The organism is Flavobacterium sp. TC780, assembly GCF_056783245.1.
Window position 1 is genome coordinate 1 of record NZ_JBXBAV010000109.1, and the last position, 13,052, is coordinate 13,052.

14 protein-coding genes and 2 pseudogenes are annotated in these 13,052 nt (G+C 30.7%); 3 read left to right on the top strand and 13 right to left on the bottom strand.

Annotated elements, in window-relative coordinates; genetic code table 11:
* The 3 genes from AC1RYN_RS11760 to AC1RYN_RS11770 form a co-directional block, all read left to right on the top strand.
* Positions 1-180 (top strand): hypothetical protein (locus AC1RYN_RS11760; RefSeq protein ID WP_481807101.1); only part of this gene is annotated, 180 nt, incomplete at its 5' end.
* A gap of 110 nt (positions 181-290) precedes the next feature.
* Positions 291-1,439 carry a DUF4374 domain-containing protein gene (locus tag AC1RYN_RS11765; RefSeq protein WP_481807102.1) on the top strand — a complete coding sequence of 383 codons (1,149 nt, stop codon included), beginning with the start codon at positions 291-293 and terminating at the stop codon, positions 1,437-1,439.
* Between the two features lie 379 nt (positions 1,440-1,818).
* Positions 1,819-3,132 (top strand): PepSY-associated TM helix domain-containing protein, encoded by a 1,314-nt coding sequence (locus AC1RYN_RS11770; protein ID WP_481807103.1) that lies wholly within the window; start codon positions 1,819-1,821, stop codon positions 3,130-3,132.
* A 93-nt stretch (positions 3,133-3,225) separates the two neighbouring features.
* Here AC1RYN_RS11770 and AC1RYN_RS11775 read toward each other — a convergent pair whose 3' ends face one another.
* The 13 genes and pseudogenes from AC1RYN_RS11775 to AC1RYN_RS11835 form a co-directional block, all read right to left on the bottom strand.
* On the bottom strand, positions 3,226-3,537 hold the full coding sequence (locus AC1RYN_RS11775) for a sensor histidine kinase (RefSeq protein ID WP_481807104.1): 312 nt from the start codon (positions 3,535-3,537) through the stop codon (positions 3,226-3,228).
* A 47-nt stretch (positions 3,538-3,584) separates the two neighbouring features.
* A complete protein-coding gene (locus AC1RYN_RS11780) occupies positions 3,585-4,052 on the bottom strand; it encodes a histidine kinase dimerization/phospho-acceptor domain-containing protein (RefSeq protein WP_481807105.1) in 468 nt (155 codons plus the stop codon).
* A gap of 25 nt (positions 4,053-4,077) precedes the next feature.
* The gene (locus tag AC1RYN_RS11785; protein WP_481807106.1) at positions 4,078-4,230 is read right to left on the bottom strand and encodes a hypothetical protein; all 153 of its coding nucleotides are present in this window, start codon (positions 4,228-4,230) and stop codon (positions 4,078-4,080) included.
* Between the two features lie 380 nt (positions 4,231-4,610).
* Positions 4,611-5,284, bottom strand: a pseudogene (locus AC1RYN_RS11790) (response regulator transcription factor); the annotation flags it as partial.
* Positions 5,285-5,533: 249 nt separating this feature from the next.
* Positions 5,534-7,496 (bottom strand): annotated as a pseudogene (locus AC1RYN_RS11795) (protein-disulfide reductase DsbD family protein).
* Positions 7,497-7,639: 143 nt separating this feature from the next.
* Entirely contained in the window at positions 7,640-7,924 is a 285-nt protein-coding gene (locus tag AC1RYN_RS11800) for a peroxiredoxin family protein (RefSeq protein WP_481807114.1), read from the bottom strand.
* A gap of 1,308 nt (positions 7,925-9,232) precedes the next feature.
* Positions 9,233-9,415: a hypothetical protein gene (locus AC1RYN_RS11805; RefSeq protein WP_481807107.1), complete on the bottom strand. Its 183-nt coding sequence runs from the start codon at positions 9,413-9,415 to the stop codon at positions 9,233-9,235.
* Between the two features lie 600 nt (positions 9,416-10,015).
* Positions 10,016-10,156 (bottom strand): cation transporter, encoded by a 141-nt coding sequence (locus tag AC1RYN_RS11810; protein WP_481807108.1) that lies wholly within the window; start codon positions 10,154-10,156, stop codon positions 10,016-10,018.
* A gap of 92 nt (positions 10,157-10,248) precedes the next feature.
* Positions 10,249-10,638 carry a TlpA family protein disulfide reductase gene (locus tag AC1RYN_RS11815; RefSeq protein WP_481807109.1) on the bottom strand — a complete coding sequence of 130 codons (390 nt, stop codon included), beginning with the start codon at positions 10,636-10,638 and terminating at the stop codon, positions 10,249-10,251.
* Positions 10,639-10,950: 312 nt separating this feature from the next.
* Positions 10,951-11,313, bottom strand: coding sequence for a heavy-metal-associated domain-containing protein (locus AC1RYN_RS11820; RefSeq protein WP_481807110.1), 363 nt, complete (start codon positions 11,311-11,313; stop codon positions 10,951-10,953).
* 161 nt (positions 11,314-11,474) lie between these two features.
* A complete protein-coding gene (locus tag AC1RYN_RS11825; protein WP_481807111.1) occupies positions 11,475-11,810 on the bottom strand; it encodes a hypothetical protein in 336 nt (111 codons plus the stop codon).
* Positions 11,811-12,033: 223 nt separating this feature from the next.
* Positions 12,034-12,414, bottom strand: a complete 381-nt coding sequence (locus AC1RYN_RS11830) for a hypothetical protein (RefSeq protein ID WP_481807112.1) — start codon at positions 12,412-12,414, stop codon at positions 12,034-12,036.
* Between the two features lie 2 nt (positions 12,415-12,416).
* Positions 12,417-12,692, bottom strand: a complete 276-nt coding sequence (locus AC1RYN_RS11835; RefSeq protein ID WP_481807113.1) for a hypothetical protein — start codon at positions 12,690-12,692, stop codon at positions 12,417-12,419.
* Positions 12,693-13,052 lie beyond the last annotated feature (360 nt).

A 13,052-nucleotide genomic window follows, 5' to 3' on the forward strand; every position in this document is an offset into this window, starting at 1 on the left:
TATGTATTGCTAAGGTTAATACATGTTCCCGTTGTTAGGCAGGCAGCACCTAAATACAATATTGCCTTTGAATGTAAAAATGTATTAGACAATAAACTGTATGATAATTTTTCATTGCAGAAGCCAAGTCGTGCTTTCAATATAAAATTCAGGTATTTCTTTACCAAATCAAATAAATAATTTAATAAATCAAACAATAATTATCATGAAAAAAAGTAGCACATTAGCAATATTTGCAGCTCTAATAGCTTTTACATCATTCTCTTGTAGCAGTGATTCTGACTCTCCAGATGGAGGAACTCCAAGTACAGGAACAGAAAAAAACAAAATATATTATTACAGCGACTACAGGAGCAGAAGGTATTGCAGATTATTTATTGACTGCAGATGATATTTCTAAAGGATCTATTACAACTACTGGTAATGGATTAGAGCAAGATGGTTCGTATCGTTTTTATATTACCAACCAGAATAAATTTTTTAGTTTACTTTATGGACAGGGAAATCCTGGAGCTGTTACTACTTATGCATTGACAGCTGAGGGTAAATTAGCTAAAACATCTAATTTTCAAGCTGAAACGGTACAAGTTTTTGCGGCAGTAAACAAAGAAATTTTAACAATTAAAGTACCAAGAAGTGGTGCATCAGCTATTGCATCTATGTATAGAATTGATGCTACATCATCACTTATTGTGGGTGGAGCACAGCAGGATATCAAAAAACTAGCTAAAAACGGAGAAAGAGCACATTATACATGGGCAACACAGGTAGGTGATAAGGTATATATGCCTTATATGAGTATTAAAGGAGATGGAGTAGACACTTTTGGAACTAAATACCCTGATAGTACATGGGTTGCTGTATATAACTATCCGGAATTAAAATTAGAAAAAGTAATCAAAGACAATCGTACAAGTTATTTAGGATCTTATTTCACAAATGGATTAATTCAGGATGAAAAAGGAGATGCGTATGGTTTTTCGAGTGCCACTGCAACAAGTAACAGTGTTATAACTTCTACTAAACCATCTGCGGTTTTAAAAATTAAAAAGGGAACTACAGAATTTGATCAGTCTTATTTCTTTAATGTACAGGAAAAATCGGGTGGACATAAAATTTCTTCAAGCAGTTACATTGGTAAAGGAAAAGTATTGTTACAGATGTACGGAGATATTGGTAAAGATAGCGGAGCACCTAAATTGGCTATTGCAGATGTATACAATCAAACTTTTACATGGGTAACTAGTGCACCTGAAAAAATTAATTCAACTACGACTAGTTATAATATTACTACAGAAGATAATAATTCTATTATACTAGGAATCAATACACCTAATGGTAATTGGATTTATACAATTAATGGGGCAACAGGAGTGGCTACCAGAGGAATGAAAGTAGAAGGAGGAGAAATTACTGCTATTGCTAAATTAAAATATTAAATTGATTAAAAAGACCATTTCAATTTGAAATGGTCTTTTTATATAAATCCAGATAAGTAGTCTAAAACAAATCAACTAAAAAGTAATTAAGCCTCAATTAAGTTGGTTTTTTAGTTAGATAACAACATAAAAACTTTAGTAAGCGCTGGCAAGAGCATATTTTATGTATGCAATAATGAGTTGATATTATTTCTAGTGTAAAAAAACTTATTTATAATTAGTCTTATTAAGTAAAAGTAAATTTATAGATTTGCATTTTAGGACATTATTTTTTGCTGCCCTTACTACTTAATTTTTTATAGATTTTAAAACATGTCAACTTCTAGTCAAAAAAAGAAAAAAAAGTAAAAAATCGTTTTTCAAACGCGCAGCAGCATGGTTGCATTTGTGGTTAGGATTAGGATCTGGTATCATTGTCGTTATTGTGAGTCTTACTGGTTGCATGTATGTTTTTGAGCATGAAATAAAAGATTTTATTGAGGATTGGCGTTTTGTTACTCCTCAGGAAAAAGTGTATTTGTTACCATCGCAACTTATAAGTATTGCCGATAAGGAAATGAAAGGCAAAAAAGCCACAAGTATTACTTTTGGAGACAAAGATGAAGCAGCAATTGTTGGTTATTTTGTAGCTAAAAAAGAAAAGAAAGAAGACAATAAAGGCAAGGAAGAAGAAGCTAAAAAAGAGAAAAAACAAGCAAATGCGAGTAATTTAGCTTCAAATGACAAGCCTAAAGATAAAGAACCAAAGCGCAAAAAAAGACGAAGCGGTACTACTTTTAATGTGTATATGAATCCTTATACAGGGCAAGTTCTTAATGTTAAAGCTATTTCTAGAGAAGACCCCGATTTTTTTAGATTTATGCTTAACGGACACCGTGCTTTATGGTTGCCATATGACATCGGCCGCCCTATTATAGGAGTTGCTATTTTAATATTTGTAGTGATATTAATTACAGGAATGGTTTTATGGTGGCCAACAAAATGGATTAAATCAATTAGAGATAAGAGTTTTAAAATAAAATGGTCAGCTAGTTTTAAACGTGTAAATTATGACATGCATAATGTACTTGGTTTTTATAGTATGATTTTTTTATTGGTCATTTCTCTTACAGGCTTAGTTTGGAGTTTTGGCTGGTTTAGTAAATCATTATATTGGATAACCTCAGGAGGGAAGCCGTTAGTTGAAAATAGAGAATCACCTAAATCAGATACAACAAACATTAAAGCATTTCATGTTTCTACAGTAGATAAAGTAATGCTAAAATTAGCAAAAGAAAGCCCTCAAGCAGCTGGTATTTTAATATCAATACCCGAAAAACCATCAGATCCTATTGGAGCTTTTGTTTATAAAAAAAGCCATACTTTCTATAATATGGACCGTTATAGTTTCGATCAACAATCACTCAAAGACATCACAATCAAAACCCCATTCTCAGGAAAGTACGAAGAAGCAAGCGTTCCTGATAAAATTCGCCGAATGAATTATGATATTCACGTAGGTGCAGTGTTAGGGATTACAGGAAAGATTTTAGCTTTTTTTGCGAGTTTAATTTCTGCAAGTTTGCCTATTACAGGATTTTTGATTTGGTGGGGAAAACAAAAGTTTAGTAAAAAAGGAACAACTCCTAAGCCCAAAGTAGCTACAAAGGCAGTACTTGCTCCTAAAGAGTTAGAAGAAGAAATGTCATATTAGTTTCTTATTCGAAATAAAATTATTTAGGTGCTAAGAAAACTAAAAGTTAGGTTTTAGTTTTCTTAGCACTTTTTTTTATAAAAATAAAATTGATTAATCGAGGGTGTTTTTTATACCGTGATAAAGTTCAACAGTAAATATTGTGCCCGAATTTTTATCAGATGTAACAGAAATAGTCCCTTTGTGAAGTAAAATAATTTTTTGAGTTAAAGATAATCCAATACCATTTCCATTGGCATATATTTTATTTAATCCTCGATAGAATGGTTTGAAGATGTGTTTTAAATCTTCTTCTAAAATACCAATGCCGTTATCAGTAAATTGTAAAATAATCTTCTCTTTTTTTAGTGATATAACAACTTTGCTTTGATTGTCCTCTGAGAACTTACATCCGTTTTCAAGCAAGTTTACAAATGAGACTTTTAATAAATATTCATTTCCATTAACAGTTATTAGATCATCATCTTCAAAATCATTTTCAAATGTATGGCAACATTGTAACTTGGATTTGATTTCTGTACCTGTTGTCTTGCATCTAATAAAATCTCATCAATACGAACTTGTTTGAAAGCAATTTCTGAAGGATCATAATTAGCTTTGGCAAAATCGAGTAAACTATTAGATAGCTTTGCTAGTTTTTTTGCATCCTGTAACGTATTAAGAATAACAATTTTATATTCATCATTATTACGTTCTCTGTTGGTTGAGAGTTCTAACTCAGTAATAATAGCTGAAAGCGGTGTTCTTAATTCGTGAGAAATATTAGAAACAAATTGTTTTTGAGAATCAAAGGAATTTTCTAAACGATTTAGCATTTTATTAAAAGTAGTTGCTAACTCAGAAACTTCATCTTTACTTTCGTTAGTATATAATCGTAAATGGAGATTTGTAGCAGAAATAGTTTTTGCTTTATCAGTCATTTCAACAATAGGTTCGAATGCTTTCTTAAAAAAAACGCCCTGCAATATAAAGGAGTAAAATAGATACGATAAAAACAATAATACAAGTTTCGAGTAAGTTTTGTAATTTTATATATCCAAATTCATCATATGCAGCTGCAGTAATGATGTATTCTTTACCCTGAAATTTGTATTTCATTCCTATCACTTGCCAATCATTTTGGTAAAATTGTATTTCGTTTTTTCAACAATTTTTTCAATCATTGGCTTTGTTTCTTTAACAACATCTATATCTACTGCATCGTGATATAACAATTGAAAAGAAGTGGTATAAATAGCAACCTCCACTTCATTTAATGTAGTTCGATTGTTTCTATAAATGTTTTGTAATGTTTTACTATCTACTTTGGCATTAAAGAACAAATTGGCTTTAGTAATTGCTTCCTTTTTTAGTAATGCATAAAATTCTTTTTCTCTATTTTCCTTTGCAGAAATCAGGATAATAGTGGTAAATACTAATAAAACAGTAGCTGTTGTAAATGTAAATAATAGGGTTAATCGAGTTCTTATTTTCATTCTACTTTTAAAATAAATCCCATTTCCGGATCGGGTATGAATAAGCTTTTTATCAAAATCTTTGTCAACTTTTTTCCTTAGGTAATTAATATATACATCGATAAAGTTTGTTCCAGTATCAAAATGAGTATCCATACTTTTTCGGCAATTTCTGTTCGGGATAAAACACGTTCTGAATTTTGGATCATATACTCTAAGAGTTTGAATTCTTTGGGAGTAAGATTTATTTCGATATCATTCCTTTTTACATTTTTTGTTTGCAAATTCATTTCAAGATTGTCATATTTTAAAATGAATCCTGTATTGTTTATTGCCCCATTACTTCGTTTTAATAAAGCTCTTATGCGAACTAAAAGTTCTCTCATTTCAAATGGCTTTGTCAGATAATCATCAGCTCCTGCGTCAAAGCCCTCTACTTTATCATCTGTTGTACCCAATGCAGTTAGCATTATGATTGGTAAATCGGGTTTTACCTGACGTATTTCTCTGCATAAATCCAAACCGTCAAGTTTGGGTAAAATAATGTCAGTAATAATCAAATCATACTGATTATTAAGAGCTAATTTTTTTCCAGAGATTCCATCATAAGCGAGTGTAGGTGTAAAACCATGCTCATCTAGCCCTCTTTGGATTAATTCGGCTACTCTTTGGTCGTCTTCTATTATTAAAATTTTCATCGCGATAAAGTTACTATTTCATTTCTAGATTAACCTCCAAATGAATAAAATAAGATAATTTTAATGTTTTATAATTTTAAGATTGAATGAATCATAAAAAAAGGCTGCCCAAAATAATTTGAACAGCCTTTTTTTAAGTTGTAAAGGTACTGAGGTACAAAGCTACAAAGGTTCTGTGACTGAATGCTTTTCTTGCCACTCCCGATAGCTATCGAGACTGCGAACTTTGCGGTTAATATTTCCTTGAAACTATTTTTTAAAACCTTGTATTCCAGATTTTAACCATTGCTCGTATTCAACAATGTCTGGTGTATATCCTGTAGGTTTATTTAAGCTTTGCTCATTAGTGTCTAATATAATATAATAGGGTTGTGCATTTGCTTTATAACGAGTAATCTGAAAGTCACTCCATTTATTTCCTATTGATTTTATCTTTTTCCCAGTTTCTTTAGAGGTATATTGTTCTTCGATTGGTAATTCTCTTTTATCATCAACATATAGAGAAATCAAAACAACTTCATTATTTAATATTGATAAAATACGTGGATCTGACCATACATAATCCTCCATTTTTCTACAATTAACACAAGCAAATCCTGTAAAATCTAAAAGAATAGGTTTGTTTACACTTTTGGCGTAAGCTAATCCTTTTTCATAGTCAGTAAAAGCTATAATATCATGCGGACCTTTATGAGCACCATCTGGTAAAGCAATTGCAGCTGCAGCGCTTTTGTTTGAGCCTCCTACACCATAAGGAGATTCGCTATAAGTCATTGGTGGCGGGAAACCACTAATTAATTTTAATGGGGCACCCCATAAACCTGAATATATTGTAAATACCAATACAATTAATCCCATAAGATAATCTACCAACTGAAATTCAAAGTTGTAGGAGAATCATGCGGCAAGGTTATCTTCCCAATAAGTAGAATGCCAAAGTACCGAAGATAGCAATCCAAATAGCCAAGAAAATTTCTCTCAAACCAATGCAACTGTAATACTAAATCGGCATTAGATAAAAATTTAAACGCTAAAGCCAGTTCTAAAAACCTAAACATACTTTTACTGTATTTAACCAGCCACCAGATTTTGGTAATGTATTTAACCATCCCGGGAACATAGCAAATAACATAAATGGTAATGCTAAAGCAGAAGAGAAACCTAACATCCCGACAATTGGAGCAATACCACCTTTAGAAGCAGCTTCTACCAGTAAAGTCCCAATAATTGGCCCCGTACAAGAAAAAGACACGATTGCAAGTGCCAATGCCATGAATACGATTCCTAATATTCCTCCTTTATCTGCTTGACGGTCTACTTTATTTGCCCATGAATTAGGTAGCATAATTTCGAAAGCACCTAAAAATGATAAAGCAAATACGACCAATAACACAAAGAAAATAACATTAAACCAAACATTGGTAGATAATGCATTTAGTGCATCGGACCAATCAGTAAGGTAATTACTGTTCCAAGAAATACATAAATTAAGATGATTGAAACACCATAAATGATAGCATTTTTAATTCCTTTGGCTTTGGTTTTACTTTGTTTTGTAAAGAAACTAACCGTCATTGGGATCATCGGGAATACGCAAGGTGTAAGCAATGCTGCAAAACCAGATAAGAAAGCAATAAAGAAAATCATATATAAACTAGAGTCAGATTTCTCAGATTCTGATTGCTTTTCTACCACAGTATTTGCATCAACTTTGGACGTCATTTTAGTTTACAATATTGGCAGCTTGGATTTCTTTTGCTTCAAGCGTTTTAAGATTAAATTCAAAATATTTGGTTTCGCTAATGCAGTTTTCCTTACAAACTTGATAAGCAAGTTCTACTTGTATTATTTCTTTCTCAGGATTAATTTGTTTTACCAACTGAGTAAAAACTACTTTATCTGAAAAGAAGATTTCATCTACGCCAAAGATTTCATTAAAGGCACGTTTCGTTTCGCTTTCGGTTGCTTTTCCAACAAGTTCATAATTATTTTTGTTATCATGAAAAACAAATTTCAGCAGGCAGTGGACCATCTTCAGGAGTGAATTGAGAATATACATGCCAGCCCGATTCGATAGCTCCTTTAAAGAGAGTAGAAATTCGGTATCAGTTTTTTTCTCAATTGAAGCTTCCCATTTTACAGGATTTATAATCTGTGCTTGAACTTTGGGAAAAGCAAAAATAAGGAGTAATAAATATAAGATTTTTTTCATTTGATAAGTTTAATAAGAACGTGTTCTGTTCCGGTGATAATTTGATTTTTATATAGTGTTATAATTGAAATAATTATTTTTTTTTGATTTGAGCAATTATTTGTGCTTCCGTTGGATTGATGGCAACTAATTTTCCTGAAGCATTAAAAAGATAGGTACTTGGTATTCCTTTTCACTCCAAAGATTACTACCCATTTAGCATCAAATCCTTTTGGATCAATCAATTGTGGACTTTTTAGCTTGTCTTTTAATCGCTTGTAACCATTTTGCTTTACTAATACTATGGATATTCCAACAATCTCAAAATTTTGACCTTTGTATTTATCATATAATTTCACCAAATCTTTGTTGGCTATCCGACAATATGGACACCAAGATGCCCAAAAATCAACTAAGACTGTTTTTCCTGTATAAGAATTTAGTTTAATGTTTCATCTTTATCATTCTGTAATTGGATATTCGGGAAAGAATCACCTTTTTTAATTTGCGCATTAATAGAAGTGATAGATAATAACAGGGTTATTGCTATCAATATATTTTTTATTGAATTCATTGTTTTTGTAATTTTGAAAAGAGTTAATTCCAAGACATAACAGTTAACATAACAAATACTGTTATATCCTGAATAGAATTGGTTTTTTTAATGTTTTACAGCTTTAAAAATGGTTTTGGATAAAACGCATTTATGGCTGTCGTAAAAGGAATCTAGCTTATTTTTGGCGGAAGCCAAATGGAACGGAAATCTGAAGAAATAAGATTTCTGAATAATAATAGTTTTGCTTTCTTTCTGAAAAATTAAAAAAAGAATGATTATCTATTTGAAAAGAAATCATAGGTGAATAATAACTACAGTAAACTACAGGGCAATCGGCAGCACTTTCTATACAACCATTAGGACATCTGTGTTCTTTTGTTTTAAATCTTTTTCTTGACAAGAGGCTTTTAAATATGTTTTGTTTTTAAAACATATCTTTTCTATTTTAATTCCACGTGCAAAATTAAGCGTAGGTCCCATAAAATAACCAAGCGTTATAATTAATAGTATGTAGAATTTTTTAGTCATAAGAAATACGAAAATAAAATTTAATGGATTAGAAGGGTGTTAATTTTGATGTAAATGTTATATGTATAATCAGAAGGTTTGTTTCGATGGTAATTAACTTTTATAGAAATAAACCTACAGGTTTTAAAACCTGTTAAGTTTGGAATGAGATCTTTCTCTTTTTTTGGAGTAAAACGACCTTTTACACAACTAAAAAAGAGATCTCTATTTTGTTTTTTTTCTAATAATTTTTTTGTTTCACGCAGATCTTTCAGATAAAAGTAGATTTAATTTAGATTATAAATAAATCTACCTGTATCAGCTTAATCTTTTTTAATCTTCGTGAAATAAAATTTACCTAAAGCTTAAAACTATTTCGTCACATTAAAAAAAGTATACTCCAGTTTTAAGAAAACACCATCTGATGCCGCACGTCGCATTGAAAGCTATAGAATTCTTTTTTGTAAGCAAGGTCAATTCTTGCCTGACTATTAATGATAAACTGAATATATGGAACAACATCTAGATATGATTTTCCGTTTTCGGTAATTGTTTGTCCGTAAATTCAAGCATAGCATTAATATTAGTTTGCTTATAACTTGTATATTTTTTTGGATGCATTAATTTCCCTACCGAAAATGTATAGTTTACAGCATTTTTACGCAAGGCATCCGGAAAACTATAGTCAGGATCGTTAAAGCGCACGTACATAACTTACAGATGAACTTAGCGCCACTTTATGGATTACTGCGTTGGCTACTAAACCTGCTTCGTAACCAGAATTTCCATTGGCTAAGTCTATAGCTTCCTGATTGAAGAATGAATTATCTAACTGTATCGTCCAAGGCAGCCATTCTAAAATGACTCTGCAAATCATCTACAGAAAAGAATCGATATTTGGCATAAAAACCACCCCCTTTAAGACCTAATCCGTTTTCTTGGTTACTTAAAAGCTGAGGTACGAACCATCAGATTTTTATTTATTCCCCATGTTACTTCAGGTGTTAAATTATACATAGAGCCACTTTCGTGTTTGTTATCCATGATTGATTGGCCTACACTAACTTTAAATAGAACCCGCTGGGGCATTTAACTGGAGGTTCGGTTACTACAAATAATTCTTGAGTATCTATATTATATGAAATAAAGAATATAAAGACTAAATCATAAATATTTCATTTTTTTATAGTGTTTTTAAGTAATAATCATTTTCATTTTCTGTAGTATAACCAGGAGATCAGAATTGATTTAATTAATTTTTTGGCACTCTTTTTGAGTAACAAAACCTTTATCTAAAACTCTGTATTTTGCTTCTGCATGAGCTACAGGGTTTTTAATGTCGATAAAAGTATAGGTAGCATCATCAACTTTTAGTGTTGCATTATCCTCGATTTTATCAGTATGAAACTTAGCAGTTAAAACCAGTGAACCTACGAAGAAACCAGCTTTTTCAACAGCTTTTTTTAATACTTTAGGTTTAGTGAGTTGTCTTTTTTAGAAAAATATTCTTAAACGTATTAGTGTTTAAGTCTGTAGCGATACTATCTACTTCTGTAAAAGATTTTAATTGTTTGTTGATAGCATTAGAGCACATAGAACAAGTTAACCCTGTTGCCATTATTTCGGCTTTAGTAATTTGAGAATAAGAATTTACACTTGTTATTACTGTTAAAAGTGCTGTAGCTATAATTTTATATGTAAGGTTTTATTTTATTTTTTGTTTTTTTTGATTGACAATATTTGCGCTTCAGTTGGGTTTATAGCAATCAGTTTTCCTGATGCATCAAAAAGATAGGCAGATGGCAAGGCATCAACTCCAAAAGTTACAGCCGTTTTAGCATCAAAACCTTTAGGGTCGATTAATTGCTGGTGCTTCAGTTTATCTTTTTCGATGGCTTTTAACCATTTAGTTTTGTCGATATCTATTGATATTCCAACAATTTCAAAGTTCTGGCCTTTGTATTGGTCATATAGTTTTACCAATTTTTTATTGGCAACTCTGCAAGGAGCACACCATGAAGCCCAAAAGTCTACTAAAACTGTTTTTCCCTTAAAAGAATTTAGTTTAACGATAGCATCTAATTGTTTGAAGCTGGACATCTGGAAAAGAATCTCCTATTTTTATTTGTGCACTTGCTACTGAAACAGTTGCAACAAGGACTAATAATGTGATTATATTTTTTATATTGAACATGATATTTTTTTTAATGCTTTACTTGTTGAGTGTAATTGATTTTAACACATAGAGACATAGGTTTTGTACTCTCAAAATAGGCGTTTCACTTATTTTAAATGCACATGGCTATGCGAAAGAAATGTATTTCTTTTTGGAATCTTTTTTACACATAAAATCTATGTTTCTAAGTGGTAAAAAAAACGAATTATAATAAACAGGCAATTATTTGATTATGATTACTCTGTTTTTTTAGGGCTTGCTTCTCTATCATATTGGCAACATCCGTGTAGTTCATCATAAACTGAATTAGGAGCTGTAAATTTTTCATTATCATATCCAGCATCAGCAACACGTTTTAGTATTGCATCAAGATTAGTTTTCTTGTTATCGTAAGTAATGGTTGCCATTTTAGTATTTTCATTCCAGTTTACTTTGGCTTCTTTATTTATGTTTGCTGCAGTTTCGATGGTTTTCTTGCACATACTGCAGTTACCATTGATTTTTACAGTTTCGGTAGATTTATTTTTTATTTGCGCGCTGGCGAAAGTAACTGATAGTAATAGAGTCATTACCATCAATAAATTTTTTATTGAGTTCATTGTATGTAATTTTTTTTGGATGGACTAACCCTAAAATAGGACAGAAAACATAGCAAATACAGCTATTTCTGCAAAATAGAATAGGATTAAAAAATGTTTTTGATTAAAGCCTTAAAAAAGACTTTTGAATAAGACAGACTTATGGCTGTCAGGAAATAAATCTAGCTTATTTTAGGTGGAAGCCAGATAGAACGGAAATCTGAAGAAATAAAGATTTCAGAATAATAGTAATTTTGTTTTCTTTCAGAAAAACTAAAAAGTGAGTTGTTTTCTGTTTGAAAGATAGCCATTGGCGAAAAACCACAGTTAGCAGTTGTAGAACCACAAGAGTTTCCTGAACAGCTGTTATCGCAATTATGACCTTTTTTGTTAGAATCTTTTTTCTTGCAACAGTCTTTTGTTGTAGATTCTTTTTTGCAACATGACATTTCATTTTTTGTTCCATGCGCATAAGTAAGCGTTGGTCCCATTAGGAAACCAAGCGTTACGAGTAGCAATATGTAGAACTTTTTTGTCATAATTGATAGCAAAGATACTTTTTCTTGGCTATCATAGTTGTTAATTTTTTTATAAACATTTTATTGAAGTCTGATTTTAATAGATTTCTTTAAAAATAAGTGTGCTGAGTGCTATTTATAAGGAGTTGTCTTTTAAGACGATATTTCGAGAAAATGATTGTAATTGTTTGTTTGAAAATTACTGTTGTCTGATTATCTGATTTTAATTAATATATTTTGTTTTCTCAATACTATAAATAACAAAAATTCCTGCATTTGCAAAATATGCAGGTTTATCTAAAAATGTTACAGAAAGAGTATCATCTGGATTTAAAGATAGAGTATGTCCTGATTGGCCACCACATGTTGATGCTTTAGCTAATATTTCTAAAGGACTACCAAAAATATCTGTTGTGTTTGTTAATATTACTCTCTCATAGACTTTATCTTTATCAAATTCTGCTAATGGATAGGCTTGTAGTATAGCAGATATGAATCTTTTATCAATAAACTGTAGTTCAAAATCAATTTTCACACCATTACAAGCACCAATACTTGTTCCTGTTATTTTTGTAATATAATTTTTTTCTATTTTTATAGGCATTTTTACTGTGTGGAAAGGAGCCATAGGGTCAAAACCCAAATAACGGCTAAAGGATTTAACATCTTTATTTTTGTTACGATTGGGTTTTCATTATCAATACCAATTTCAAAAAATGAGTCATCTTCATTATGACCTAGCAGCGGAACATCTCTTATGATTATATCTCCATTAACATCTAATGTTGCTTTTGGTGTTGTTGTATTTATACCTGTATTTTGTGCAATACTGAATTGTGATATAAGTAATGGTAATAATAAATATGTAATTGAGAATTTCATAAATGGTAAAATTTTGTTTTATCGAAATTACAAATAAAGTAATTAAGATTTTATTGATGGAAAATGACTATTTGGGAAAGTCTTATGGGGGCGCAAAATTACAATTTAATCTATATACTTATTAATCAAATCGATAATTCTTTATTGTGAATATTCATATATAGATGGACTTTCTTTTAAGATATTTTATAAAATTGTAAGAAAAAAACGGTTTTTGCTAAATAAAGTCTTAAACTAAGAGTAGAAAAGTGTTTTTGGATAATTAGTATTAAAATGATTCGATATAACTTAAATTATTACATTTTAATTGTTTATAAACAGAGAAAATGAATATTTTAAGTCTTTTTTTGCTTTTGATTA

Bases quoted from the DNA above. Each gene is read 5' to 3' on its own strand.
- AC1RYN_RS11785 (WP_481807106.1), bottom strand. From the start codon at position 4,230: ATGAAATACAAATTTCAGGGTAAAGAATACATCATTACTGCAGCTGCA.
- AC1RYN_RS11820 (WP_481807110.1), bottom strand. From the start codon at position 11,313: ATGAACTCAATAAAAAATTTATTGATGGTAATGACTCTATTACTATCA.
- AC1RYN_RS11810 (WP_481807108.1), bottom strand. From the start codon at position 10,156: ATGGCAACAGGGTTAACTTGTTCTATGTGCTCTAATGCTATCAACAAA.
- AC1RYN_RS11835 (WP_481807113.1), bottom strand. From the start codon at position 12,692: ATGAAATTCTCAATTACATATTTATTATTACCATTACTTATATCACAA.
- AC1RYN_RS11805 (WP_481807107.1), bottom strand. From the start codon at position 9,415: ATGATTTGCAGAGTCATTTTAGAATGGCTGCCTTGGACGATACAGTTA.
- AC1RYN_RS11815 (WP_481807109.1), bottom strand. From the start codon at position 10,638: ATGTCCAGCTTCAAACAATTAGATGCTATCGTTAAACTAAATTCTTTT.
- AC1RYN_RS11830 (WP_481807112.1), bottom strand. From the start codon at position 12,414: ATGCCTATAAAAATAGAAAAAAATTATATTACAAAAATAACAGGAACA.
- AC1RYN_RS11780 (WP_481807105.1), bottom strand. From the start codon at position 4,052: ATGACTGATAAAGCAAAAACTATTTCTGCTACAAATCTCCATTTACGA.
- AC1RYN_RS11765 (WP_481807102.1), top strand. From the start codon at position 291: ATGGAGGAACTCCAAGTACAGGAACAGAAAAAAACAAAATATATTATT.